A 25,753-nucleotide genomic window follows, 5' to 3' on the forward strand; every position below is an offset into this window, starting at 1 on the left:
TCCCGTTCGGGAGCTTTTTTTATGCCCGCTCTTCGGTGAGGGGCCGGACGCTCAGCACCGGGGCCGCATCTATCTCGTCGGCATTCATCATGGTGGAGATACGCTGCAAAGAGGAGAGCAGCAGGGTCTGCTCCCAAGTCTCAAGTGCTTGAAAACGCTGAATGAAGCGCTCCTGCAGCGGGGTCGGCGCCTGGGCCAGCAGGGCACGACCTGCGTCAGTCAGTGTCGCATGCACCTTGCGCTTGTCGGTTTCGCTGCGGATGCGTTGCACCAGCTGGCGGCTCTCGAGGCGGTCCATGATGGTGGTGGCGGTGGCCTGGCTCATGTTGGTGTGATCCGCCAGCTGACGCATGGAGATCTGACCCAGCTCGTCGATCCCCTTGAGCAGCAAGAGCTGGGGCGAGGTCAGGCCTGCCTCCTTGATCAAGCGCTTGGAGTGCATGTCGATGGCACGAATGATCTGGCGCAGGGCGACCAGCACTTCATCATGTTTTTCCATGGGGTATGAAATCGTCGAGGGGTGATTGGGAGGCGCAAAATTCTCCGCCTAATTCGTCACAAGGTCAATATGGTTTTTACTGTAATCTTTTCTGCTCTAATTATTTTGTGTTAGGGTAATGAGCTTTCCCCCTATTTTTCCCTGCTGTTTTGAGGAGCAAGATGATGAGTGACGAACTGGACATCAAAGCGCTGGTGGCCGACCTTCGAGTGGTCAGAGTCCGCTATGAGCTGCCTGATACCTCGGCTTTCGTGCGTTACCAGCCCGCCTATGACGAAGATCCCAACAACCTCAAGGTGCATCACTACGACGGTGAGTTGCCGCTCTCCTGCAGTGAGACTGGTTCTTTCAACCTAAAGGAGTTGGTGAACGAATTGCGCTATGCCTATGTGCTGGTGCACCTCTTTCCGGACGAGAGCGCGATGAACTTCTATCTGACCGGGCTTGATACCGGTCTGGCCCAGCTGGAGTTCATCGGCGGCTCCTACGACTTCAACCGGCTCTGGATCACCAGCGGCATCTCCAACCTGGGCGTGCCCATGGCCATCTTCCTCGGCAAGCGCCACGCGGTGAACGGTCAGCCGTCCGTCAGCCTGGTGGATCATCGGGTGCAGACGGCCGGCAAGCTGGTCTACCGCGCCATCGGCGGCGCCGGTGATCACGTGGGTGAAGACTTTTTCAACAACGACTAAGGAGGCCAGATGAGAGCAAACAAAGGGCTGTTCAAAGGCCTCAACCCGACCATGGCCATGACGGCGCTCACCGTCATCACCCTGTTCCTGCTGTTCGGGATGTTCGTCCCCGAAACCGCCGCCACCTGGTTCGTGGGGGCCAAGGACAAGATCATCGCCGGGTTCAAGTGGTACTACATCTTGGTGGTCGCCCTGTTCCTGTTCTTCGCCATCTATCTGATGTTCAGCCGCTTCGGCAGCATCCGGCTGGGTGACGACGACCAGGTACCGGAGTTTGGCTACTTCGCCTGGTTCGCCATGCTGTTCAGCGCCGGCATGGGGATAGGGCTGGTGTTCTGGAGCATCGCCGAGCCCATGAACCACCTGCAGGGCAACCCCTTCGTCACCGAGGGGATGACCCCGGAGGCGGCCCAGATCGCCATGCGTCTCACCTTCTTCCACTGGGGCCTGCACCCCTGGGCCATCTACGTGATCGTCGGCCTGTCGCTCGCCTTCTTCAGCTACCGGCGCAAGCTGCCGCTGGCCATCCGCTCCGTGCTCTATCCGCTGCTCGGCGATCGCATCTACGGCTTCTGGGGTCATGCCGCTGACGTGCTGGCGGTGTTTGGTACCGTGTTCGGGGTGGCGACCTCCCTTGGCCTGGGGGTCTCCCAGATGAATACCGGCCTCAACCAGATGTTCGGCATGGAAGTATCGCAGGCGAACCAGCTCTGGCTCATCGGCGGCATCAGCCTGATCGCCACCCTGTCGGCGGTCTCCGGTGTCGGACGCGGGGTGAAGATCCTCTCCGAGCTCAACATCTGGCTGAGCGTGTTCGTGCTGGGCCTCTTCCTGGTACTGGGGCCGACCACCTACATCCTCAACGCCTATGTGCAGAACATAGGTGACTACCTGCAGAACATCGTCAAGCTGAGCTTCTGGACCAACACCGAGGCCAACGGCACCTCGGCCTGGCAGTCGAGCTGGACCGCGTTTTACTGGGGCTGGTGGATTGCGTGGGCGCCCTTTGTCGGCATGTTCATCGCACGCATATCCAAGGGGCGTACCATCCGCGAGTTCGTGCTCGGTGTCTTGCTGGTGCCCTCCCTGCTCGGCATGTTCTGGCTCACCGTGTTCGGCGGTACTGCCATGAATCTGGAGCTGTTCGGCAGTGGCGGTGTGGTGGCCGCGGTCAATCAGGATGTCACCCTGGCGCTCTACAAGACGGTGGAGCTGCTGCACTGGGAGACCTTCGGCTGGATCGCCAAGGGGGTGCTGACCCTGCTCATCTGCACCTACTTCATCACCTCCAGCGACTCGGGCACCCTGGTCATTACGACTCTGCTCTCCATCGGGGATCAGGATCCCCCCGTGCTGCACCGCGCCGTCTGGGGGCTGGGTCAGGGGCTGGTGGCCGCCATTCTGCTGGTATCCGGCGGACTGGCCGCCCTGCAGGCCGCCAGCATCATAGCCGCGTTGCCCTTCTCGGTGATCATGCTGGCCATGTGCTACTCCCTGATGCTGGGCCTCAAGCAGGAGAGTCAGCACCAGTTCGAGTATCGTCAGAAGCTCAAGCGCCACGAGGGCTCCAGCCACATGAGCCTGATGGACAGGATAGGGCCTGCCTGACGACAGGCCGAACCATGAAAACGAAAAGGGGAACCTCACGGTTCCCCTTTTTATTGCTGTGTTGGTGACGGTTTAAAGCATCTGCTTGAGGCGATAGAGCAGATCCAGCGCCTGGCGCGGGGTCAGCTCGTCCGGGCGCACCGCTTCCAGCTCATCAACTACAGGATGGCTCTGTGGCGGCAGGGCGACCGGGGCCGGGCGCACTTCGCCGGCGGCCACCGGGGTGGCGCTCTCCAGCTCGTGCAGCTTGTGACGGGCCTGCTGGATCACCGATTTCGGCACCCCCGCCAGCGCCGCTACCTGCAGGCCGTAGGAGCGACTGGCCGCCCCCTCCTGCACCGCGTGCATGAAGGCGATGGTGTCACCGTGCTCTACCGCATCGAGGTGGACGTTGGCGAGCCCGCTCATCAGCTCCGGCAGCCGGGTCAGCTCGAAGTAGTGGGTGGCAAACAGGGTGTAGGCGCCAATCTTGCTCGCCAGCTGTTCGGCGCAGGCCCACGCCAGCGAGAGGCCGTCGTAGGTGCTGGTGCCGCGGCCAATCTCGTCCATCAGCACCAGGCTGCGGGCGGTGGCGTTGTTGAGGATGTTGGCGGTTTCGGTCATCTCCACCATAAAGGTGGAGCGGCCGGAGGCGAGATCGTCCGACGCCCCGATGCGGGTAAAGATACGGTCGATGGGGCCGATACGGGCGCTGTCGGCCGGTACGAAGGCGCCGATATGGGCCAACAGCACGATGAGCGCAGTCTGGCGCATGTAGGTGGATTTACCGCCCATGTTGGGGCCGGTGATGATCAGCATGCGGCGATCACGGTCGAGGTGGATCGGGTTGGCGATAAAGGGGTCGGTCATCACCTGCTCCACCACCGGATGGCGGCCCGCCTCGATCAGGATCTGATCCTCCTCGATGAGGGTAGGGCAACGGTAGTCGAGGGTCTCGGCCCGCTCGGCCAGGTTGGCCAACACGTCCAGCTCCGCCAGCGCGGCAGCGGATTCCTGCAGATCGCCGAGGTGCGGCAGCAGGGCATCGAGCAGCTCCTCGTAGAGGCGTTTCTCCAGCGCCAGCGCCTGAGCCTGAGCGGTGAGTACCTTGTCCTCGTACTTTTTCAGCTCGTCGATGATGTAGCGCTCGTTGTTTTTCAGCGTCTGGCGACGGATGTAGTGGGCCGGCACCAGATGGCTGTTGGCACGGCTCACCTCGATATAGAAGCCGTGCACCTTGTTGTAACCCACCTTGAGGGTATTGATGCCGGTCAGCAGCCGTTCGCGCTCCTCGATGCGGGCCAGGCTGGCGGTGGCGCCGTTGGCCAGATCCCGCAGCTCGTCCAGCTCGGTGTTGAATCCTTCGCGGATGACGCCGCCATCGCGAATGAGCACCGGCGGTACCTCCATCACGGCGCGCTCCAGCAGGTCGAACAGCTCGGGGAAGGTGCTGGCCCGCTCGCGCAGCTGCTGCACCGCCTCGTGCTCGCTGCCTGCAAGCAGGCGCTGCAGTTCCGGCAGCTGGGCGAAGGCCTGGCGCAGCCGGGTGAGGTCACGCGGACGGGCAGAGCGCAGGGCCAGGCGTGCCAGCACCCGCTCCACGTCGCCGACCTGGCGCAGCAATCCACCCAGCTCGTCGTAAAGGTTCTGCTCGATGAGCTCCTTGATGGTGCTCTGACGGCCTTTGAGGATCACCCGGTCGCGGATCGGCTGGTGGATCCAGCGCTTGAGCAGCCGGCTGCCCATCGGGGTGGCGGTGCAGTCCAGCACGGCGGAGAGAGTGTTGTCATGGCCGCCGGCCAGATTCTGGGTCAGCTCCAGATTGCGGCGGGTGGCGGCATCCATGATGACCGCATGATCGGGCTGCTCGAGGCGCACGCTGCGAATGTGGGGCAGGGCGGTGCGCTGGGTGTCTTTCACGTACTGCATCAGGCAGCCGGCGGCGCACAGGGCGGTCTCGCTCTGCTCGACCCCGAAGCCCACCAGATCCTGGGTGCCGAACTGCTGGCACAAGAGCTTGCGGGCGGTGCCGAGCTCGAATTCCCACTCCGGGCGGCGGCGCAGACCGCGGCGACCCTCGACGTGGTGCAGGAAGGCGAAGGATTCGGGGTAGAGCAGCTCGGCCGGGTTGGTGCGCTGCAGCTCCGCCAGCAGGGTCTCTTCTTTCTCGAACTGGTTGATGAAGAAGCGGCCGGAGCCTATGTCCATGGTGCCATAGCCGAAGCGGCGGCCATCGTGATAGACGGCGGCGATCAGGTTGTCCTGCCGCTCGCTGAGCAGCGCCTCGTCGGAAACGGTGCCTGGCGTGATGATGCGAATGACCTTGCGCTCCACCGGCCCCTTGCTGGTAGCGGGATCCCCCACCTGTTCACAGATGGCGGCCGATTCGCCGAGTTGCACCAGCTTGGCCAGATACCCTTCGATGGCGTGATAGGGCACACCCGCCATGGGGATGGGGCTGCCGGCCGACTGGCCACGCTTGGTCAGGGAGATGTCGAGCAGCTGGGAGGCCTTGCGGGCATCGTCGTAGAACAGTTCGTAGAAGTCGCCCATCCGGTAGAACAGCAGGATCTCCGGGTTCTCGGCCTTGAGGGTTAGATACTGCTGCATCATGGGCGTGTGGGCGCTGAGGTTGGCGCCGGTGGCTTGGTGTTGTGCGGTCATGTGCTATTCCAGAAGGGGCCTCTGCGGGCCTGTGTCTGCGGTGATGAGCCTTGAGCTTGATGGCGCCATTCTACACATAAGCGGCGTGGCGGGGGAGGTCGGGGATCACGACCCTCCGTGTAGGCAGAGGCATCAGCCTGGTGAGCGGCGTTCAGTTGCGGCAGGCGGCGGCGGGATCGCATAATGTGCCTCTTGCACGCATCAGAGGGAGTCGCGATGAAACTGGACGCAGAGATAGAGCACCTCGCCATCAAGCTGGGGCGGGCCCTTGGCCAGCGAGGCTGGCTGGTGGCCACCGCCGAATCCTGTACCGGCGGCGGAGTGGCCACGGCTATCACCGACATCGCGGGCAGCTCAGGCTGGTTCGATCGTGGCTTTGTCACCTACACCAACGAGGCCAAGCAGCAGATGCTGGGGGTGAGCGACGAAAGCCTGGAGCAGCACGGCGCGGTGAGCGAGGCGGTGGTGCTGGAGATGGCCCGCGGCGCGCTGGCCCACTCGTCGGCTTCCATCAGTGTCGCCATCAGCGGCATCGCCGGCCCCGGCGGCGCCACCGAGGGCAAACCGGTGGGCACCGTCTGGTTTGCCTGGGCAGATTGCAACGGCCGCCACCACTCCCTGCTGGCCCGTTTCGACGGGGATCGCCGGCAGGTGCGTCAGCAGGCGGTGAGACAGGCCTTGTCGGGTCTGTTGGCCCTGCTCAGATAAATTGGGCTTGATACTGTATGAATAGACAGTATACTTAGCCCAACTTCATTTTTACTCACGATTTCCAGCGGAGATTGGCATGGATCAGAACAAACAGAAGGCACTGGCGGCTGCGCTGGGTCAGATTGAAAAGCAGTTCGGCAAAGGTTCCATCATGCGTCTGGGCGACAGCAAGACCATGGATATCGAAGCCATCTCCACCGGCTCCCTCTCTCTGGACGTTGCGTTGGGGATCGGTGGTCTGCCGTGCGGTCGTATCGTCGAGATCTACGGCCCGGAATCTTCCGGTAAAACCACGCTGACCCTGCAGGTAATCGCCGAAGCCCAGAAGAAGGGCAAGACCTGTGCCTTCGTCGATGCGGAGCACGCACTCGACCCCATCTATGCTGCCAAGCTGGGTGTCAACGTCGACGACCTGCTCATCTCCCAGCCGGACACCGGTGAACAGGCGTTGGAGATCTGCGACATGCTGGTGCGCTCCAATGCAGTTGACGTCATCATCGTCGACTCCGTGGCGGCCCTGACCCCGAAAGCGGAAATCGAAGGCGAAATGGGTGACTCCCACGTCGGCCTGCAGGCTCGTCTGATGTCTCAGGCGCTGCGCAAGCTGACCGCCAACATCAAGAACGCCAACTGCCTGTGCATCTTCATCAACCAGATCCGGATGAAGATCGGCGTCATGTTCGGCAGCCCGGAGACCACTACCGGTGGTAACGCGCTCAAGTTCTACGCCTCCGTGCGTCTGGATATCCGTCGTACCGGCGCCATCAAGGAAGGTGACGAAGTGGTCGGTAACGAGACCCGCGTCAAGGTAGTGAAGAACAAGGTGGCCCCTCCCTTCAAGCAGGCCGAATTCCAGATCTTCTACGGTGCTGGCATCTCCAAAGAGGGCGAGCTGGTGGATCTCGGCGTCAAGCACAAGCTGATCGACAAGGCCGGTGCCTGGTACAGCTACAACGGCGAGAAGATCGGTCAGGGCAAGGCCAACGTGATGAAGCTCTTCTCCGAAAACAAGGCGCTGGCTGGCGAAGTGGAAGCCAAACTGCGCGAGCTGCTGCTCTCCGGCGCCGCGCCGGTGGAGGAGAAGCCCTCCGCTGCCGAGTACGACGAGTTTGAAGCCGAAAACGAACAAGAGTTCGAATAAGAGCGAAAGGAAGGCCGGGTTGATACCCGGCCTTGTCATTTATGGTCGATGAATCTGTTACCGAACCGGTTGAGCCCGCCGAACCGAGCTTTGCAGAGCAGCTGGCGGCCGCCCGTGCCTACGCCATGCGCAGTCTGGCCCGTCGCGAGAGTGCCGAGTCGGAGCTGGCCAGACGCCTGCGCCAGCAGGGCTATCAGGAAGAGGTGATTGAGGCGGTGCTCGACTACTGCCGCGGTTACAACTGGGTCAATGACGAGCGCTATGGTGCCATGGCGGTGCGGGCGGGCGCCGCCAAGGGGCATGGCCCGCTCAAGATCCGTTTCGAGCTGCGCCGCAAGGGGCTGGACGATGGCCAGATCGATGCCGCCTTCGAGCAACCCGAGCTGGACTGGTTCGAACTCGCCTTTGCGCTGCTGGAACGACGGGCCAACCTAGCCGACCTGGCCGACTTCAAGCTGCGGATGAAGTGGCTCAAGTATCTGCTGGGGCGTGGCTTTAGCCAGGATCAGGCCCGTTACGCCATCTCTGCCCTGCAGGAGCGGGAGAAGTAGAACGGCGATGTTTGTGCTGGGATCTTGAGATGATTCGAGAGACGAGAGCCCCATCGCCGTACACCCGCTCTCTTCATTTCCGGTTTGCCGGCGCCTGGTCGCCGGTTTCCATCTGCCGACCAGGCCATTATGACGCCTGTGCAAGATTTTCCCTGCCTGTTCATAGGCTTGTCAGTGCAGATTGATGAAAGCCAGGTTCTCCCTGTCTTGACCCTCTTTTCATGCCGCTTTTTCTCCTGTTGATGGTGAAAAAAGCCGCGGTTGGCAGCGGGGCGCTTTTCCGGCCCGTTTATGTGCGCTTTTTCGCCCGTGGCGGCCCTGTCCGTTTTACTTTACCCCGCAGAAAACTTACATTAATGCGGTTAAAAGTCCGTATTCGAATCAAGCAGGATTTTCCATGTATATGTCCACGTCTGAGATACGCGCTGCGTTTCTCGAGTATTTCCGTTCCCAGGGGCACCAGGTTGTCTCCTCCAGCTCGCTGGTACCGCATAACGACCCGACCCTGTTGTTTACCAACGCGGGTATGAACCAGTTCAAGGACGTGTTCCTTGGCGCAGACAAGCGTGCCTACAATCGCGCGACGACCTCCCAGCGTTGCGTGCGTGCCGGTGGTAAGCACAACGATCTGGAAAACGTCGGCTATACCGCTCGTCACCACACCTTCTTCGAGATGCTGGGCAACTTCAGCTTCGGCGACTACTTCAAGCAGGATGCCATCAAGTTTGCATGGGGCTTCCTGACCGAGGTGCTGCAACTGCCGAAAGAGCGCCTGCTGGTGACCGTCTACGCGACTGACGATGAAGCCTTCGAGATCTGGGAAAGAGAGGTCGGTGTGCCGGCCGATCGCATCGTGCGCATCGGTGACAACAAGGGCGCCCCGTACGCCTCCGATAACTTCTGGGCCATGGGCGATACCGGCCCGTGCGGTCCCTGCACCGAGATCTTCTATGACCACGGCGATCACATCTGGGGCGGCCGTCCTGGCTCACCGGAAGAGGATGGCGACCGTTTCATCGAGATCTGGAACGTGGTGTTCATGCAGTTCAACCGTCAGGCTGACGGCACCATGGAGCCGCTGCCGCGCCCGTCCGTGGACACCGGCATGGGTCTGGAGCGTATCTCCGCCATCATGCAGGGGGTTCACTCCAACTACGAGATCGACATCTTCCAGGCGCTGATCAAGAAAGCGGCCGAGATCGTCGGCACCACCGATCTGAGCAACCAGTCCCTGCGCGTCATCGCGGACCACATCCGCTCCTGCGCCTTCCTGGTGGCTGATGGCGTCATGCCCTCCAACGAAGGTCGCGGCTACGTGCTGCGCCGCATCATCCGCCGCGCCGTGCGTCACGGTCGCAAGCTGGGCGCTACCGATGTCTTCTTCTACAAACTGGCTGCCGAGCTGGCAGTGCAGATGAAGGATGTCGCTGCCGAGCTGATCGCCCAGCTGCCGCTGGTCGAGCGCGTGCTGCGCATCGAAGAGGAGCAGTTCGTCCGCACCCTGGACCGAGGTCTGCTGCTGCTGGAAGACGCTCTGGCCAATCTCGGCGATGCCAAGGTCATTCCGGGCGAAGTGGTGTTCAAGCTGTATGACACCTATGGCTTCCCGGCCGACCTGACTGCCGACGTGGTGCGCGAGCGCGAGATCGGCATCGACGAAGAGGGCTTCAAGGCCGAGATGGAGAAGCAGCGTGCTCGTGCCAAGGAAGCATCCAGCTTCGGCGTGAACTACAACGAGATGCTCAAGCTCGACTTCGAGACCCCCTTCACCGGTTACAAGACCCTGACCGAGCGCACCCGTGTGGTCGGCATCTACAAGGGCGTGGACGAGGTGAGCGGTCTCATCGCCGGTGACGAAGCTGTCATCGTGCTGGAGCAGACCCCCTTCTACGCCGAGTCCGGCGGCCAGATCGGCGACAGCGGCACCCTGAAAGTGGACGACGGCATCTTTGCCGTGACCGATACCGTCAAAGCGGGCAAGGCGATCATCCACAAGGGCTACATGGAGCTGGGCACCCTGGAGAAAGGGGCCGAGGTCGAGGCCGTGGTCGATGGCGACCGTCGTCAGGCCATCGCCCTGAACCACTCGGTGACTCACCTGCTGCACGCGGCCCTGCGTCAGGCGCTGGGCGAGCACGTGACCCAGAAAGGCTCTCTGGTGGGGGCCGAGCGCATGCGCTTTGACTTCTCCCACTTCGAGGGGATGACCATGGCGACCATTCGCCGGGTCGAGGAGCTGGTCAACAACCAGATCCGTGCCAACCACGAAATCATCACCCAGCTGATGGGCCTGGAAGAGGCCAAGTCGGCCGGCGCCATGGCGCTGTTCGGTGAAAAATACGAAGACGACGTGCGTGTAGTGCGCATGGGCGACTACTCCACCGAGCTGTGCGGCGGTACCCACGCCAAGCGCACCGGTGACATCGGCTTCTTCAAGATCATCGCCGAGAGCGGCATCGCCGCCGGCGTGCGCCGCATCGAAGCGGTGACCGGCAAGGCCGCCATCGACTTCATGCATCAGGTCGGTGAGCAGATCGAAGAGGCTGCCGCGCTGGTGAAGGGCGATCAGTTCAGCATCGCTGACAAGGTTCGCCAGGTGCTGGACAAGGCCAAGATGATGGAACGCGAGCTGGAGCAGCTCAAGGCCAAGCTGGCCGCCCAGGCCGGTAACGACCTGCTGGGTCAGGTCATCGAGATCAAGGGCCAGAAGGTGCTGGTTGCAGCGCTGGAAGGGGCCGATCCGAAATCCCTGCGCGGCATGCTGGACGAACTGAAGAACCAGATGAAGTCCGGTGTGGTGCTGCTGGCCACCACCGGCGAGGGCAAGGTCAACCTCATCGCGGGTGTCACCAACGACCTGACCGGCAAGGTCAAGGCCGGTGAGCTGGTCAATCTGGTGGCCCAGCAGGTGGGTGGCAAGGGCGGTGGTCGTCCCGACATGGCCCAGGCGGGTGGTACCCAGCCTGAGGCAGTGCCGGCGGCCCTGCAATCCGTACACTCCTGGCTGGAAGAGCGCCTGTAATCGGGCGAGGTGATCTGTGGCACTCTATGTACAGAAGTACGGCGGCACCTCGGTCGGCACGCTGGAGCGGATCGAGGCGGTAGCTGAGCGGGTCGAACAGACCCGCGCCCAGGGACATGACGTGGTGGTGGTGGTCTCCGCCATGTCGGGCGAAACCAACCGGTTGCTGGGCATGGCCCAGCAGCTGGATCCTGATGCCAACCGGCGCGAGATGGATGTACTGGTCTCCACCGGTGAACAGGTCACCATAGCACTGCTGGCCATCGCGTTGAACAAGCGCGGTTGTCCCGCGGTCTCGATGACCGGTGATCAGGTTCGCATTCACACCGATTCCGCCTATGGCAAGGCGCGCATCACCCACATCGACACCGACCGGGTTCAGGCTGAACTGGGCGCGGGCAAGGTGGTGGTGATCGCGGGCTTCCAGGGTCGTGACGAGCACAATGCCATCACCACCTTGGGGCGCGGTGGCTCCGACACCACGGCGGTCGCCGTGGCGGCGGCCATCAAGGCCGATGAGTGCCAGATCTTTACCGACGTGGACGGGGTCTATACCACGGATCCGCGCATCGAGCCCAAGGCGCGTCGTCTCGATACCATCACCTTCGAGGAGATGCTGGAGATGGCCAGCCTGGGCGCCAAGGTGCTGCAGATCCGTTCGGTGGAGTTCGCGGGCAAGTACCGCGTGCCGCTGCGGGTGCTGTCGAGCTTTGTCGAGGGAGAGGGAACGTTAATCACATATGGAGGTGAGAGGATGGAAGCTCCCCTGGTATCCGGGATAGCGTTCAATCGCAACGAAGCCAGCCTGACCATTCTGGGTGTGCCGGACCGGCCCACCGTGGCAGCGCAGATCCTGAATCCGATCAGCGACGCCAACATTGATGTCGACATGATAGTGCAGAACACGCTGGGCGATGGCACCGCCGATTTCACCTTCACGGTGAATCGCGATGACTATCGCCGGGCGCGCGCCCTGCTGGAGGAGACCGCCAGCGAGCTGGGGGCCGCCTGCGTGCAGGGCAACGGTGAGATCGCCAAGGTTTCCATCGTCGGAGTCGGGATGTGGAACCATCCTGGCGTCGCCCGCACCATGTTCAAGGTATTGGGCGAGGAGGGGATCAACATGCAGTTGATTTCCACCTCTGAAATCAAGATATCCGTGGTGATTGACGAGAAGTACCTGGAGCTGGCAGTGCGTGCCTTGCACTCCGCTTTTGGGCTGGATCAGGAGCCTCATGAGCAGCCCTTGGGAAACAATCCCTGATTGATTTAGTTTCAACCATTTACCATATCGGTATCTTTGTAAGATAATGTCGCATATCGATATAAATACAAAACAGGATACAGGAGCAAGCGAATGCTTATTTTGACTCGTCGTGTAGGGGAAACCCTGATGATTGGTGACGAAGTGACTGTCACCGTGCTGGGCGTGAAAGGCAACCAGGTTCGTATCGGCGTGAACGCACCGAAAGAAGTTTCCGTGCACCGCGAAGAGATCTATCAGCGCATCCAGGCCGAGAAAGTACCGGGTCAGTCCGGCTTCTAAGCGGCATCAATGGCTGTGACAAGGCGACACCTCATGTGTCGCCTTTTGTTTTTTCGGGGCGCTGAAAATGGCGTTGCAGGGGGCGAAAGAGCGGGATAAGTGTCGATATTGCTTGAATATTCCACGCTTTGGCCAAATGCTGAGCGAACGCACTTTTTTCTCCAAAAAAGTGTTTGACTAAAAATCCCTGTGAAGTATTATCAGCCCCGCAAACGGAGAGGTGGCCGAGAGGCTGAAGGCGCTCCCCTGCTAAGGGAGTATGCGGCTTATACCCGCATCGGGGGTTCGAATCCCCCCTTCTCCGCCATTTGCGCCCGTAGCTCAGCTGGATAGAGTACCTGGCTACGAACCAGGTGGTCAGAGGTTCGAATCCTCTCGGGCGCACCATATTAGACTCACGATGAGTCATGTACTGGCAGTCAGCAAGCCGGTACAACTGAAAAAGGCTTACTGTTGAGTAAGCTTTTTTTATCGCTTTAAATCAGGGCGCCCGTAGCTCAGCTGGATAGAGTACCTGGCTACGAACCAGGTGGTCAGAGGTTCGAATCCTCTCGGGCGCACCATTTAAAGCAAAAGCAAAATCAAAAGTTTATGAGCGCCCGTAGCTCAGCTGGATAGAGTACCTGGCTACGAACCAGGTGGTCAGAGGTTCGAATCCTCTCGGGCGCACCATTTTGAAAGCAGTACCAAAAGTTTGTGAGCGCCCGTAGCTCAGCTGGATAGAGTACCTGGCTACGAACCAGGTGGTCAGAGGTTCGAATCCTCTCGGGCGCACCATTTTGAAAGCAGTACCAAAAGTTGATGAGCGCCCGTAGCTCAGCTGGATAGAGTACCTGGCTACGAACCAGGTGGTCAGAGGTTCGAATCCTCTCGGGCGCACCATACAGACAGCCTCGACTTCGGTCGGGGCTGTTTTTTTATATGGCCGCTCCGGGTATGGGATACGACCCGGGTGGCTTGATGCTCGTCTCTTCGTCTCTTCGTCTCTTCGTCTCTTCACCTCTTCGCTTCTTTGCTTCAACTCTGCAGCTTCGCTGCTGAGATCGCGCTCACCCATCCGGCAACCCGCAGCCCCGTGACACAAGGGCTTCCAAGCCAGCATGACGGGCGATCGGCGTCTCTCCCTGCTTCCTGCGGCCCACTGCGCCGACTTTCGCGTTATCGCGTCCTGTGTGCATCCCTTGGTTCTCGGTCAACCCACGCCCCTTTCCGCTGATAAACCCGCTCAGAGGCGGTTTGCAGGCAATAAAAAAGGATGCCGCGGCATCCTTTTTCATCCCCGCAGTCCGGGTGTCAGCTTTTCAGCCATTTGCGAATGCGGTTGGCATCGCCGATGGGGGTGCGTTTGCCCACCGAGTTGAGCAGCACTATGGCCAGCTCCTGATTGTCCGGCTTGGCCCGCATCAGCAGGCAGCGGCCCGCTTCGTCGGTATAACCGGTCTTGGAGAGGCGCACGTCCCAGTCCGGGTTCTTCACCAGCGGGTTGGTGTTGTTGAACATCAGGCTGTAGGCCGGCGTGCGAAAGCGCATGTCCTTGCTGGTGTCCTGGGTGAACTCGCGGATCAGCGGCTGGCGATAGGCTGCCGCGATGAGCTTGGCCAGATCCTGGGCGGTGGAGACGTTGCGGGTCGACAGGCCGGTGGAGTCGTAGAAGCGACTGTTGCGCATGCCCAGCTGCTTGGCTTTGTTGTTCATGGCTCGGATGAAGGCGGGACGGCCACCCGGGTAGTGGCGGGCAAGCGCCGAGGCCATGCGGTTTTCAGAGGACATCAACGCCAGATGCAGGGCATCGCGGCGGGTCACCTGGGTGCCCATGCGAACCCGCGAATAGGTGTGTTTGATGGCGTCTCTGTCGTTCTGGTCGATGGTCAGGGTCTGGCCGAGATCCTGGCGGGCATCCAGCACCACCAGCGCCGTCATCAGCTTGGTGAGGGAGGCGATGGGACGCACCTGGGTGGGATTCTTCTGGTAGAGGGTCTTGCCCGTTCTGACATCCATCACCAGTGCGCTGCTCGATTGCAGCTGCAGTTTGGCCGGGTTGGGGGCAGCCAATGCTGCTGGCAGTCCCAGCAGTCCAACCAATGCATAAACCAGCGCCATAGCGCTAACCCGACACCGCATACTACCGACTCCATTCACGTCGAAAAAAAGGCGCTAGATTCACTCATTTTTACCCTCGCTTGACAAGAGTGCCAGCGGGTAAATCACCATTATTTCGCTAAAAAAAGGGCCATCTCGCGATGACCCTCTCTCTTTGCCTCAATCCCGTGGCGCACTGGCTTTGCGTTTGCTGAGCCAGCGCCAGATCAGCGCGATCAAACCACCGACCAGCAGCACGATCGGCAGGCAGAGAATGATGCTGAGGAACTGGGACTGGTACTCGGCCGCCAGCTTGGTGTGACTGAGGAAGTAGCCGAAACCCACCAGCGGGCAGATCCACATGATGGAGCTGACCAGATTGACGATGAGAAAGCGCCCCTGGGGCAGTTCGGTGGCACCGACGATATAGGGGTAGGCGGTGCGCACGAAGGCGATGTAGCGGGCGGTGATCAGGGTCACGATGCCGTATTTGTCCAGCAGGTAGTAAACCTTCTGCTGGTGCTTCTCTTCCACATGGGACAGCAGCCGGTGGTAGAGCTGGGTATGGCCCAGAAAACGTCCCTGCATGTAGCCGAGCCAGGTGCCGACGAAGGTGGCCAGGATCAGCAGCGGGATCACCCCGAGGGAGAGCACGTCCTGATAAATGAGCACGCCGGTCAGGATCAGCAGGCTGTCGCCGGGCAGAAAGGCGGTGGGAATGAAGCCGTTCTCCAGCACCAGAAAGGTCAATAACACACCGCAGACCATGAAGGCCATTTTGGGATCGGATAGCGTCACCAGATCCTGATGCATAAAGGCGTGGGCCAGTTGGTAAAACTGTTCCATAGTTGCAAACTCCGCAGGTTAGCTGGGTTGATCAAGCAAGGGCATGGCAAGCACCTTGTCGATGCGCAAACCATCCATGTCAACGATTTCCAGTTGCCACTGTTCCAGGGTGACCAGGTCTCCCGTCTGGGGAACACGACCAAGGAGCAGCATGATAAGCCCTCCGAGGGTGTGATAGTGATGTTTTTCTTCCTCCGGTAGCCGAACCAGTCCCAGACAGTCCTTCAATTCCGGCAGTGGAATGAGGCCGTCGAGCAACCAGCTGCCGTCGGTACGCTGAAAAGCCCAGTTGTCGTCGCCATCTTCCTGCTGGAAGTCGCCGGCCAGGGTCTCCAGCAGATCCTGCTGGGTGACCAGTCCCTGCAACTCGCCATATTCGTCCACCACCAGCACCATGTGCTCGGAGTGGGTGCGGAAGTGGTTGAGCAGCTCGAGGCCGTTGAGGGTTTCAGGCAGCAGGCTGCCATCCTGGGTCAATGCCGCCAGATCGATGGGCTCACCCTTGATATAGGCGTGCAGCACCTTGCTGACGTTGATGATGCCCACCAGTTCCGACAGGTTGCCGTCGCAGACCGGGAAGAAGCTGTGGCGATACTCCACCAGCCGCTGCAGGTTGACCTCCAGCGGCAGGGCGAGGTCGAGATAGCGGATGTCGCTGCGGGGCACCATCAGCGAGGAGAGGCTACGCTCGTCGAGCCGGAACACGTTGCGCAGCATGGTGTGCTCATGATCCTCGATGATCCCGGCTTCCGAACCCTCCACCAGCATGGCGTGGATCTCCTCCTGGGTCACGTTGGCGCTGCCATCCTGGCTGACTCTCAGCAGTCGCAGGCTGGCCTTGGTGGAGGCCGACAGCAGCCATACGAAGGGACGGGTGAGGGCGGCCAGCCACAACATGGGGCGGGCCACCAGGCAGGCGATGCGCTCGGCACTGATCTGGCCGAGCCGCTTGGGCACCAGTTCGCCGATGACGATGGAGAGATAGGTGACCACCACTATGACCAGCACGGTGGCGATGAGGCCGCTGCTCTTGGGGGTCATGCCCCACTCCTGCAGCCAGAGCGCCAGCGGCTGGGCCAGCAGGGATTCGCCGTAGATACCGTTGAGCAGACCGATACTGGTGATGCCGATCTGCACGGCGGAGAGAAAATGGGTGGGATCTTCGCTCAGCTTGAGCGCGATGGCGGCGGAGCGGCTCCCTTCGCTGACCATCTTGCTGAGGCGTGCCTTGCGTGCGGTGACGATGGCGATTTCCGACATGGCGAAAACGCCATTGAGCAAAATCAATCCAAACAGGATCAATATTTCCATACTGCGGCAGCACTCCTAGTAGAAAGATCGCTGGCAGTGTAATGAATTTGGGGGCGCTGCGCTTGTGAAAGCGGGTGATTTGGCTCGCTAATTTTGCATGACAACGCGCGAAATGAGGGGGAATGGTGGCGGGCGGGCAACAAAAAGCCCCCTGCAGGAGGGGGCTTTTGCGAGGCGGATGCCGGCTTACAGCGCGGCGATCTCGGCCTGTTGGGCTTCCAGCTTGGTCAGCTGGAGACGGTAATCTTCCAGCTTCTCGCGCTCCTTGGCGATGACCGCTTCCGGCGCCTTGGCGACGAAGGCTTCGTTGCCAAGCTTGCCTTCGATGCGGCCGCACTCGCCCACCAGACGGGCTACCTCTTTGGCCAGACGGGCCAGTTCGGCATCCTTGTCGATGAGACCAGCCATCGGGATCAGCAGCTCGGTGGCACCGATCAGCTTCTTCACCGACAGCGGCGCGGCTTCACCTTCGCCAAGCACGCGGATGGATTCCAGACGGGCCAGCGACTTGAGGAAGGCCTCGTTGTCGGCTGCACGCTGGGCATCCTTGGCATCGCACTGGAGCAGCACGTTGAGCGGGACGCTCGGCGCTACGTTCATCTCGGCGCGGATGTTGCGGATGCTGACGATGAACTCCTTCACCCACTCCTGATCCGCCATCGCGGCGTCGTCCACCTTGGCGGCGTCGAACTCCGGGAAGGTCTGAATCATGATGGTGTCGGCGTGTACGCCGGCCAGCGGGGCGACCGATTTCCAGATGGTCTCGGTGATGAACGGGATGATCGGGTGTGCCAGACGCAGCAGGGTTTCCAGCACGGTCACGAGGGTGTGGCGGGCAGCGCGCTGCTCGGCCTCGGAACCCTTGGTCAGCACCGGCTTGGTCAGCTCCAGATACCAGTCACAGAACTGGTTCCAGATAAATTCGTACAGCACGCCGGCGGCGATGTCGAAGCGGTAGGTATCGAGGGCGGTACGGAAGTCACGGATGGCCACCTGCAGCTGGGACTGGATCCAGCGATCCGCCAGGCTGAACTGCATCTCGCCACCGTTGAAGCCACAATCCTGATCTTCGGTGTTCATCAGCACGTAGCGGGAGGCGTTCCACAACTTGTTGCAGAAGTTGTTGTAACCATCCAGGCGCTTCATGTCCCAGTTGATGTCACGACCGGTAGAGGCCAGCGCCGCCAGGGTGAAGCGCAGGGCGTCGGTACCGTGGGCCTCGATCCCTTCCGGGAACTGCTTGGCGGTACGCTTGCCGATCTTCTCGGCCATCTGCGGCTGCATCATGTTGCCGGTGCGCTTCTCCAGAAGGTCCTCGAGGCTGATGCCGTCGATCATGTCGAGGGGATCCAGCACGTTGCCCTTGGACTTGGACATCTTCTGGCCCTCTTCGTCACGGATGAGGCCTGTGATGTAGACGGTCTTGAACGGCACTTGCGGCTGGCCGTTTTCGTCCTTGATGAAGTGCATGGTCATCATGATCATCCGGGCGATCCAGAAGAAGATGATGTCGAAGCCGCTCATCAGCACGTCGGTCGGGTGGAAGGTCTTGAGCGCCTCTGTGTTGTTCGGCCAGCCCAGGGTGGAGAAGGTCCACAGGGCGGAGCTGAACCAGGTGTCGAGCACGTCTTCGTCCTGACGCAGCATGGTCACGGACGGGATGCTGTGCTTGGCGCGCACCTCATCTTCGTTGCGGCCCACGTAGACGTTGCCGGCGTCGTCATACCAGGCTGGGATGCGGTGACCCCACCACAGCTGACGGGAGACGCACCAGTCCTGAATGTCGCGCATCCAGGAGAAGTACATGTTTTCGTACTGCTTGGGCACGAACTGGATGCGGCCATCTTCCACCGCCTCGATGGCGGTCTTGGCCATGGGCGCCACGCGCACGTACCACTGGTCGGTCAGCATCGGCTCGATGGGCACGCCGCCGCGATCGCCGTACGGCTGCTGCAGCACGTGATCCTTGATCTCGGCCAGCAGGCCCAGCTCGTCCAGCTTGGCGACGATGGCCTTGCGGGCGGCAAAGCGTTCCATCCCGGCGAACTCGGTCGGCAGGGTGGCGTCATAGGCGGTGCTGGGGTTGCCGTTGGAGTCAACCACTTCGGCCTCGGCGCGCACGTGGGCGTCCAGGGTGAAGATGTTGATCATCGGCAGGTTGTGGCGCTTGCCCACTTCGTTGTCGTTGAAGTCGTGGGCCGGGGTGATCTTCACGCAGCCGGTGCCCTTCTCCATGTCGGCGTGCTCGTCGGCGACGATGGGGATCAGACGGTTCACCAGCGGCAGCAGAATGTGCTGACCGATCAGCGCCTTGTAGCGCGGGTCTTCCGGGTTCACCGCGACGGCGGTATCACCCAGCATGGTTTCCGGACGGGTGGTGGCGACGATCAGGTGATCCTGGCCTTCGGCGGTCTTGGCGCCGTTGGCCAGCGGGTAGCGCAGGTGCCACATGTGGCCCTTGATCTCGCGGTTTTCCACTTCCAGATCAGAGATGGCGGTATTGAGCTTGGGATCCCAGTTCACCAGGCGCTTGCCGCGGTACATCAGGCCATCTTCGTAGAGACGGACGAACACTTCCTGCACGGCGGCGGAGAGGCCTTCATCCATGGTGAAACGCTCGCGCTCCCAATCCACGGAGTCGCCCAGACGGCGCATCTGGCGGGTGATGGTGCCGCCGGACTCTTCCTTCCACTGCCAAATCTTGTCGATGAAGGCTTCCCGGCCGTAATCGTGGCGGGTCTTGCCCTCTTCGGCGGCGATCTTGCGCTCAACCACCATCTGGGTGGCGATACCAGCGTGGTCGGTACCCGCCTGCCACAGGGTGTTCTTGCCCTGCATGCGGTTGTAGCGGATCAGGGTATCCATCAGGGTTTGCTGGAAGGCGTGACCCATGTGCAGGCTGCCGGTGACGTTCGGCGGCGGGATCATGATGCAGAAGGAGTCTTTGCTGGTGTCGCCGTGGGGCTTGAAGTAGCCCTGAGCTTCCCAGTGCTGGTAGAGCGCCTGTTCGATGGCGTTGTGATTAAAAGTCTTTTCCATGGTCTCGCCGTAATCTGGATGGATGGATTCTGGTGTTGATTCGTGGTGGATCACAGGCGGCGCAGTCAGGGCTGCGCCGGATCCGGTGCGGCAAGGACGGGCTGATCCCTCATCTCGAGGGCGTGGCCTGCCTGGCGATAGTGCTTGTAGCGCTCGCGGGCTTGCTGCTTTTGCGTTTCGTCAGTGGGGACAAAATCTACCACTTGAGCGAAGTGTCCTGCAAACAAAGGTGTCTGTTTGGCCAGATTGATGAGGCGGGCGTAGCGCCGTCGTGGCGGCTGGTGGCCGATCTCCACCGGGGCCTGGCCGCTCTCACCCTGCAACTGGTGCGGCACGAAGCGCTCCGGCGGCAGCTGCCACAACAGCTCGTCGAGGCGCAGGGCCTGAGCCTCATCGTCGCAGAACAGATAGAGGTGGCCCGCCCCCCACGACTCGGCCGCAAGGCTGCAGGCGAGTCGCTCGACGGCAGAGGCCTGTTCGTCATCCTGCTCGCTCATCAGGTAAAAGGTCACTTGGCTCATCAGGTTGATCCCGTTTGCGGTGACGGATAATTGACCGCCGGTAAGGACGGGCAGGGGGTATTCCTGCCCACCCTCAATGAAACAAGGAAGAGGCGGGCCTCTTCCTTGTGGTGCAGGGCAACTTCCGCTCGCCCGATGGCATCGCCGGGCGAGGTGCGGAAATTACTCCTTCTCTTCGATGTCCACCCCTGACCGGTTCAGCAGGAACTGGGTCAGCAAGGGCACCGGACGCCCGGTGGAGCCCTTCTCCTTGCCACTCTTCCAGGCAGTCCCGGCGATATCCAGGTGGGCCCAGTTGTACTTCTTGGTGAAGCGTGACAGGAAGGCTGCGGCGGTGATGGTACCGGCCGGACGACCGCCTATGTTGGCCATGTCGGCGAACGGACTCTCCAGCTGTTCTTGATACTCGTCGAACAGCGGCAGACGCCAGGCACGATCACCCGCCTGCTCGGAGGCGTTAAGCAGCTCATGGGCCAGCGGGTTGTGGTTGGCCAAGAGGCCCGTGGTGTGGTGACCCAGGGCGATGATGCAGGCACCGGTCAGGGTGGCCACGTCGATCACGGTTTCCGGATCAAAGCGATCCACGTAGGTCAGCGCATCGCACAGCACCAGGCGGCCTTCCGCATCCGTGTTCAGCACTTCGATGGTCTGGCCGGACATGGAGGTGAGGATGTCACCCGGGCGATAGGCGTTGCCACCCGGCATGTTCTCGCAGCCTGCCAGCACGCCGATGACGTTGATGGGCAGCTGCAGCTGGGCCAGGGCGTGCATGGTACCGAGCACGGAGGCGGCGCCACCCATGTCGTACTTCATCTCGTCCATGCCGTCGGCCGGCTTGATGGAGATGCCGCCGGAGTCGAAGGTCAGTCCCTTGCCGACCAGCACGATGGGCTTGGCATCCGGATGCCCCTTGTACTCGATGATGGCCATCATGGCTTCGTTGTCGGAGCCACGGGCCACCGCTAGGTAGGAGTTCATGCCGAGCTCGGCCATCTCTTGCTCGCCGATCACCTTGGTGGTGATGTTGTCGAAGGCATCGGCCAGACGACGGGCCTGGGAGGCGAGATAGGCCGGATTGCAGACATTGGGCGGCATGTTGGCCACGTCGCGACAGACGCGCACCCCTTTCGCCACGGCCAGGCCGTGGGCGATGGCTTTTTCACCAATGGTCAGTTCCCGACGCGTCGGCACGTTGAATACCAGCTTGCGCAGCGGACGGCGCGGCTCGGCCTTGTTGGTCTTGAACTGGTCGAAACTGTAGAGGCCCGCCTTGGTGGTTTCCACTGCCTGGCGCACCTTCCAATAGGTATCCCGTCCCTTGACGTGCAGCTCGGTCAGGAAGCAGACCGCCTCCATGGAGCCGGTTTCGTTGAGGGTGGTGATGGTCTTGTTGATGATCTGCTTGTACTGGCGCTCGTCGAGTTCCCGCTCCTTGCCGCAACCGACCAGCAGCACGCGCTCGCTGAGCACGCCCGGTACTTGATGCAGCAACAGCATCTGGCCTGGTTTCCCTTCCAGGTCGCCACGGCGCAGCAGCGAACTGATGTAGCCATCGCTGATCTTGTCCAGTTGTTCGGCAACCGGAGAGAGGCGACGCGGCTCGAATACGCCGACCACGACGCAGGCACTGCGTTGCTTCTCAGGACTGCCACTCTTTACACTGAACTCCATGGAATCTCCTACATCCTAAAGACAAAAGGCACCTTTTATTGAATAATGCGGTGCTTGTTGGGGTATCAGAGGCGGAGCGAACAGGCACTGGCTCCGCAGTTCAAACTGGTAAAAATCCAATATACGGCCCTATTTTTCAGGCATTCGACTAAAAACACAAGTTTACTTGGGAATGACTGTGATCGTTTTCCGATATTTGTTCAGGGAAACCCTGAAAACCCAGCTGGCGGTATTATTCGTGCTGCTGCTCATCTTCGTCAGCCAGCAATTCATCCAGATCATCGGCGATGCCGCCGATGGTGAGGTGCCGACGCGCCTGGTCTCCACCCTGCTGCTGCTCAACCTGCCCAACATGGCCCTGCTGATGCTGCCCATCAGCCTGTTTTTGGCTATCTTGTTCGCTCACGGGCGCCTCTACGCCGAAAGCGAGATGACGGTGATGCATGCGGTAGGCTTCAGCCACCGTTTCGTGATGCGCAGCGCCATGGTACTGGCCCTGCTGACGGCGGCCGTTGCCGCCTTCAATACCGGCTGGATTGCCCCGCAGGCCAAGGAGCGCGAGTACCAAGTGATCGACGAGTTCAAGGCCGATCCGGGTATCTCCTTCCTGCAGGCCGGCCGCTTCATGGAGCTCGACAAGGGGCGCCTGGTGGCTTACATCCAGGATCTCAACGACAAGGGCTCCAAATTGCAGAAGATCTTCGTGTTGCAGCGCTCCCAGGATGGCAAGCCGCCGTCGGTGGTGGTGGCGACGGAAGGGGTGGTCACGGTGGACGACAACGGACTGCAGTGGCTGACCCTGAAGGATGGCTCCCGCTACGAGGGGCACTTCAATACCCGCCAGTTCCAGATCTCCGAATTCGACGAGTACAGCCTGGTGATCCGCCAGCAGGAGATGGAGCGCTCCAACCGCAAGGCGGCGGCCAAGCCGACCATGGAGCTGCTGGGCACCCAGGACAACCAGCTGATGGCCGAACTGCAGTGGCGCCTGTCGCTGCCGCTCTCTATTCTGGTGCTGACCTTCCTGGTGGTGCCGCTGGCGCGGGTCAACCCCCGTCAGGGCCGCTATGCCAAGCTGTTGCCGGCCATCCTGCTCTACCTCTCCTACTTCCTGCTGCTCAGCGCCGCCCGTTCTGCCATCGACAGCGGCCGGCTGCCGCACTGGCCCGGCATGTTCCTGGTGCCTCTGGTCTATCTGCTGTTGATCGGGTTGCCGCTCAATCTGCAGGGCACCAGCTGGTGGAACGGGGTCAAGACCCTCTATTTCAAGAGAAAATCGGCATGATGTTGCCATCTGGGAGTCTCTACTGATGTTTGGCATTCTCGATAGACATGGCGACCGGGTCATTTTGCTGTCGCCCCCGCTCCATGTGTCTGTATTTGAGGAAAAAATCAGCATGATGCTGCAACCGGGGAGTTTCTGCTGATGTTTGGCATTCTCGATAGATATATCGGCCGGGTTATTTTCATGTCGGTCCTGCTGTGCGAACTGACTCTGGTCGGGCTGGCTGCGCTCATCAAGTACGTGGAGCAGCTGAAGTCGGTGGGGGAAGGCAACTACGACATGCTCAGCGCCCTCTACTATGTGCTGCTCTCCATGCCGAAAGAGGCGGTGCTCTTCTTCCCGCTGGCGGCCCTGCTGGGCGGCCTCATCGGTCTGGGCCAGCTGGCGACCAGCTCGGAGCTGGTGGTGATGCAGGCTGCGGGCCGCTCCAAGATCAGTATCGTGATGGCAGCGCTCAAGACCGCCATCCCGCTGATGATCCTGGTGGGGCTGATGGGGGAGTACGTGGCGCCCATCGCCAAGCGGATGGCGGATGACATCAAGGCGGGGGCCCTGTCGGAAGGGCGGCTGACCGTGTCGGCTTACGGGGTGTGGGCGCGCGATGGCAACAACTTCGTCAACATCAACGGGGTGCGCAACGATGGCGCGCTGACCGGCATCACCCTTTACCGTTTCACCCCGGAGCGCAAGCTGATCGATATCCTGCAGGCGCAGGAAGGGGTGTTCGAGCAGCATCACTGGCTGCTCAAGCAGGTGCAGGTGACCCGTTTTGACGATCCCAAACAGATCCTGAGCGAGGCCCAGCCCCAGATGGAGTGGAGCTCCGAGCTCACCCCCAAACAGCTCGGGGTGGTGAGCGTCGATCCCGAAAACCTGCCGGTGGCGGGACTGCTGGATTACATCGGCTATCTGGATGCCAACAAACAGGATGCCGGGCGCTACAAGCTGGAGATGTGGCGCAAGCTGCTGTCACCGCTCTCGGTGGTGGCGATGATCCTGCTGGCCTCCTCCTTCATCTTCGGCCCGCTGCGCTCGGTCAGCATGGGGGCTCGGATGTTGATGGGGATCATGACGGGCTTCGCCGTCTACGTCAGCGATCGGGTGTTCGGCCCCATCAGCCTGGTGTACGCGGTGCCACCGATCCTGGCGGCCATCGCGCCCAGCCTGCTGTTTGGCGGCATCTCCTTCTATATCCTGAGCCGCAAGCAGTAGCGGCCTGAAGGGCGGTGGCGCTGTAGACAAAAGGCGGCCATCGCTCCTGCTGCACTGCTGTTCGGCGGCATCTCTTTCTATATCCTGAGCCGCAAGCAGTAGCGATCTGAAGGGCGGTGGCACTGCTGACAAAGGCGGCCATCGCGCCTGCTGCACTGCTATTCTGCGGTATCTCCTTCTATATTTTGAGCCGCAAGCAGCAAGCGCGTCGGCCAGCAAAAAGGGCACCCTGGGGTGCCCTTTTTCGTTACCGCCTTTTGGGATCAGCGATTGAGCTGTTCCAGGTTTTCCTGTTTGCCCAGCACGATCACTTCGCACTCGGACCAGATGTCCTGAAATGCGCGAGGTGACTTGCGGTTGAACAGGCAGAGCAGGTTGCCGAGACCAAAGGCCGCCGTTGCCAGCCGGATCAGCGCCTGGGTGATGCGGATGTTGCTGCCGTCGGCATTCTGGATGCGCAGACGCCAGGCCCGCATGCCGATGGTCTGGCCGGCGCGGGTCCAGAACCAGGTGTAGAAACCGCAGATGACGAGAGCGAGCCAGGCACTGTAGACGGGGCTGGTCAGCAGCCATGAGGCGTCCTTGCCCTCGGGGACGCTTGCCATGCCGGTGGCCAGCAGCAGATGGGCTACCCCCATCCCGATAAAGCCGGCGATGATCAGCAATGAGATGACCACCAGATAGTCATAGATCAGGGCACCGAGCCGGCGCAGCAGACCGGCGGACGGGTGACGCTGGGTGGGAGGAGGGGGAGTGGTCGGTTGGACGGGTTTACGCTTGGCCATCGTTCTTATTCCATTAATATGATGCGGGCATTCTATGTAACTGACCTTGCCTCGGCAAGGCGTTGAATAAATGAGCAAACGACTGTGAGCACAAGAAAAACACCTTGCATGCCCAAGCGCCATTCGTATAATCCCTCGCAGTTGCCCGGGTGGCGAAATCGGTAGACGCAGCGGATTCAAAATCCGCCGGTGAATAACCGTGTCGGTTCGAGTCCGACCCCGGGCACCATCAAATTCATGACAAAAGGCCATCAGCAATGATGGCCTTTTGTTTTTCCGCCTTTCCCCTTCCTTGTCACGCTTCTGTTCTCCGGCTGATATCGGCAAGCCGGGTATACTTCTGTGGTCATGCCATGTCCCGCCTTGCTCCATTTCGGTGCGGCTTGCTCTGCCTGCACAGCAGAAGTGCGCATTCGCTCATGTTAGCGCGTCCCATGCGCCAATCTGGTGCGCCTCCTCTCTGTCATAAGAATAACATTATGATTTTAAATAACTTATTAAGTTGGCCCGCTTTGTGCTTTTAAGCAGTTATGTCGCCATGATGCCGCTCCGTAGAGGGAATCTGACCGGGAGCGGTAACCAGTGTGTACC

The 25,753-nt window shown here is 60.9% G+C and carries 19 protein-coding genes and 7 tRNA genes; 17 read left to right on the forward strand and 9 right to left on the reverse strand.

Annotation, left to right across the window (positions count from 1 at the left end; genetic code table 11):
- Nucleotides 1-19: 19 nt before the first annotated feature.
- Nucleotides 20-499: a MarR family winged helix-turn-helix transcriptional regulator gene (locus tag ACB033_RS11795; RefSeq protein WP_005305194.1), complete on the reverse strand. Its 480-nt coding sequence runs from the start codon at nucleotides 497-499 to the stop codon at nucleotides 20-22.
- Between the two features lie 164 nt (nucleotides 500-663).
- Between ACB033_RS11795 and ACB033_RS11800 the strand changes: the two genes are divergently transcribed.
- Both ACB033_RS11800 and ACB033_RS11805 read left to right on the forward strand, forming a co-directional pair.
- Nucleotides 664-1,191 carry a hypothetical protein gene (locus ACB033_RS11800; RefSeq protein ID WP_005305191.1) on the forward strand — a complete coding sequence of 176 codons (528 nt, stop codon included), beginning with the start codon at nucleotides 664-666 and terminating at the stop codon, nucleotides 1,189-1,191.
- A 9-nt stretch (nucleotides 1,192-1,200) separates the two neighbouring features.
- Nucleotides 1,201-2,799: a BCCT family transporter gene (locus tag ACB033_RS11805; protein ID WP_371140532.1), complete on the forward strand. Its 1,599-nt coding sequence runs from the start codon at nucleotides 1,201-1,203 to the stop codon at nucleotides 2,797-2,799.
- Nucleotides 2,800-2,871: 72 nt separating this feature from the next.
- Here ACB033_RS11805 and mutS read toward each other — a convergent pair whose 3' ends face one another.
- Complete coding sequence (gene mutS, locus ACB033_RS11810) at nucleotides 2,872-5,442, reverse strand: DNA mismatch repair protein MutS (protein ID WP_139724937.1); 2,571 nt, start codon at nucleotides 5,440-5,442, stop codon at nucleotides 2,872-2,874.
- Between the two features lie 216 nt (nucleotides 5,443-5,658).
- On the opposite strand from mutS, the gene pncC reads away from it, so the two are divergent.
- From pncC to ACB033_RS11870, 12 genes are all read left to right on the forward strand, one after another.
- The gene (gene pncC / locus ACB033_RS11815; protein ID WP_139724935.1) at nucleotides 5,659-6,150 is read left to right on the forward strand and encodes a nicotinamide-nucleotide amidase; all 492 of its coding nucleotides are present in this window, start codon (nucleotides 5,659-5,661) and stop codon (nucleotides 6,148-6,150) included.
- A 79-nt stretch (nucleotides 6,151-6,229) separates the two neighbouring features.
- Complete coding sequence (gene recA / locus ACB033_RS11820; protein ID WP_010636082.1) at nucleotides 6,230-7,294, forward strand: recombinase RecA; 1,065 nt, start codon at nucleotides 6,230-6,232, stop codon at nucleotides 7,292-7,294.
- Between the two features lie 41 nt (nucleotides 7,295-7,335).
- Nucleotides 7,336-7,845: a regulatory protein RecX gene (locus ACB033_RS11825; RefSeq protein ID WP_139724933.1), complete on the forward strand. Its 510-nt coding sequence runs from the start codon at nucleotides 7,336-7,338 to the stop codon at nucleotides 7,843-7,845.
- Nucleotides 7,846-8,242: 397 nt separating this feature from the next.
- Nucleotides 8,243-10,867: an alanine--tRNA ligase gene (gene alaS / locus ACB033_RS11830; protein WP_139724931.1), complete on the forward strand. Its 2,625-nt coding sequence runs from the start codon at nucleotides 8,243-8,245 to the stop codon at nucleotides 10,865-10,867.
- 16 nt (nucleotides 10,868-10,883) lie between these two features.
- On the forward strand, nucleotides 10,884-12,131 hold the full coding sequence (locus ACB033_RS11835; RefSeq protein WP_005305167.1) for an aspartate kinase: 1,248 nt from the start codon (nucleotides 10,884-10,886) through the stop codon (nucleotides 12,129-12,131).
- A 93-nt stretch (nucleotides 12,132-12,224) separates the two neighbouring features.
- Complete coding sequence (gene csrA, locus ACB033_RS11840; RefSeq protein ID WP_005305164.1) at nucleotides 12,225-12,413, forward strand: carbon storage regulator CsrA; 189 nt, start codon at nucleotides 12,225-12,227, stop codon at nucleotides 12,411-12,413.
- A gap of 214 nt (nucleotides 12,414-12,627) precedes the next feature.
- Nucleotides 12,628-12,720, forward strand: a tRNA-Ser gene (locus ACB033_RS11845).
- Between the two features lie 3 nt (nucleotides 12,721-12,723).
- Nucleotides 12,724-12,800, forward strand: a tRNA-Arg gene (locus ACB033_RS11850).
- A gap of 99 nt (nucleotides 12,801-12,899) precedes the next feature.
- A tRNA-Arg gene (locus ACB033_RS11855) sits at nucleotides 12,900-12,976 on the forward strand.
- Nucleotides 12,977-13,008: 32 nt separating this feature from the next.
- Nucleotides 13,009-13,085 (forward strand) — tRNA-Arg (locus ACB033_RS11860).
- A 28-nt stretch (nucleotides 13,086-13,113) separates the two neighbouring features.
- Nucleotides 13,114-13,190: transfer RNA gene (locus tag ACB033_RS11865), tRNA-Arg, on the forward strand.
- A gap of 28 nt (nucleotides 13,191-13,218) precedes the next feature.
- Nucleotides 13,219-13,295: transfer RNA gene (locus ACB033_RS11870), tRNA-Arg, on the forward strand.
- Between the two features lie 411 nt (nucleotides 13,296-13,706).
- Here the strand turns inward: ACB033_RS11870 and pbpG are convergent.
- From pbpG to pepA, 6 genes are all read right to left on the reverse strand, one after another.
- Nucleotides 13,707-14,534 carry a D-alanyl-D-alanine endopeptidase gene (gene pbpG, locus ACB033_RS11875; protein ID WP_005305161.1) on the reverse strand — a complete coding sequence of 276 codons (828 nt, stop codon included), beginning with the start codon at nucleotides 14,532-14,534 and terminating at the stop codon, nucleotides 13,707-13,709.
- A 138-nt stretch (nucleotides 14,535-14,672) separates the two neighbouring features.
- The gene (locus ACB033_RS11880) at nucleotides 14,673-15,338 is read right to left on the reverse strand and encodes a DedA family protein (protein ID WP_005305157.1); all 666 of its coding nucleotides are present in this window, start codon (nucleotides 15,336-15,338) and stop codon (nucleotides 14,673-14,675) included.
- Between the two features lie 18 nt (nucleotides 15,339-15,356).
- On the reverse strand, nucleotides 15,357-16,649 hold the full coding sequence (locus tag ACB033_RS11885) for a hemolysin family protein (RefSeq protein WP_005305154.1): 1,293 nt from the start codon (nucleotides 16,647-16,649) through the stop codon (nucleotides 15,357-15,359).
- 186 nt (nucleotides 16,650-16,835) lie between these two features.
- Nucleotides 16,836-19,688, reverse strand: coding sequence for a valine--tRNA ligase (locus ACB033_RS11890; RefSeq protein ID WP_139724929.1), 2,853 nt, complete (start codon nucleotides 19,686-19,688; stop codon nucleotides 16,836-16,838).
- Nucleotides 19,689-19,753: 65 nt separating this feature from the next.
- Nucleotides 19,754-20,209: a DNA polymerase III subunit chi gene (locus tag ACB033_RS11895; protein ID WP_139724927.1), complete on the reverse strand. Its 456-nt coding sequence runs from the start codon at nucleotides 20,207-20,209 to the stop codon at nucleotides 19,754-19,756.
- Between the two features lie 162 nt (nucleotides 20,210-20,371).
- The gene (pepA, locus tag ACB033_RS11900; RefSeq protein WP_005305141.1) at nucleotides 20,372-21,880 is read right to left on the reverse strand and encodes a leucyl aminopeptidase; all 1,509 of its coding nucleotides are present in this window, start codon (nucleotides 21,878-21,880) and stop codon (nucleotides 20,372-20,374) included.
- Between the two features lie 172 nt (nucleotides 21,881-22,052).
- Between pepA and lptF the strand changes: the two genes are divergently transcribed.
- Both lptF and lptG read left to right on the forward strand, forming a co-directional pair.
- Complete coding sequence (gene lptF, locus ACB033_RS11905) at nucleotides 22,053-23,165, forward strand: LPS export ABC transporter permease LptF (RefSeq protein ID WP_162519844.1); 1,113 nt, start codon at nucleotides 22,053-22,055, stop codon at nucleotides 23,163-23,165.
- Nucleotides 23,166-23,306: 141 nt separating this feature from the next.
- Nucleotides 23,307-24,377 carry an LPS export ABC transporter permease LptG gene (gene lptG / locus ACB033_RS11910; RefSeq protein WP_139724925.1) on the forward strand — a complete coding sequence of 357 codons (1,071 nt, stop codon included), beginning with the start codon at nucleotides 23,307-23,309 and terminating at the stop codon, nucleotides 24,375-24,377.
- 263 nt (nucleotides 24,378-24,640) lie between these two features.
- On the opposite strand, the gene ACB033_RS11915 is transcribed toward lptG, so the two are convergent.
- Nucleotides 24,641-25,162 (reverse strand): RDD family protein, encoded by a 522-nt coding sequence (locus ACB033_RS11915; RefSeq protein WP_005305129.1) that lies wholly within the window; start codon nucleotides 25,160-25,162, stop codon nucleotides 24,641-24,643.
- A 143-nt stretch (nucleotides 25,163-25,305) separates the two neighbouring features.
- On the opposite strand from ACB033_RS11915, the gene ACB033_RS11920 reads away from it, so the two are divergent.
- Nucleotides 25,306-25,391, forward strand: a tRNA-Leu gene (locus ACB033_RS11920).
- The last annotated feature ends 362 nt before the right edge of the window (nucleotides 25,392-25,753 follow it).

The organism is Aeromonas sp. S15(2024) (assembly GCF_041402265.1).
GTDB classification, from domain to species: Bacteria; Pseudomonadota; Gammaproteobacteria; order Enterobacterales; family Aeromonadaceae; genus Aeromonas; species Aeromonas dhakensis.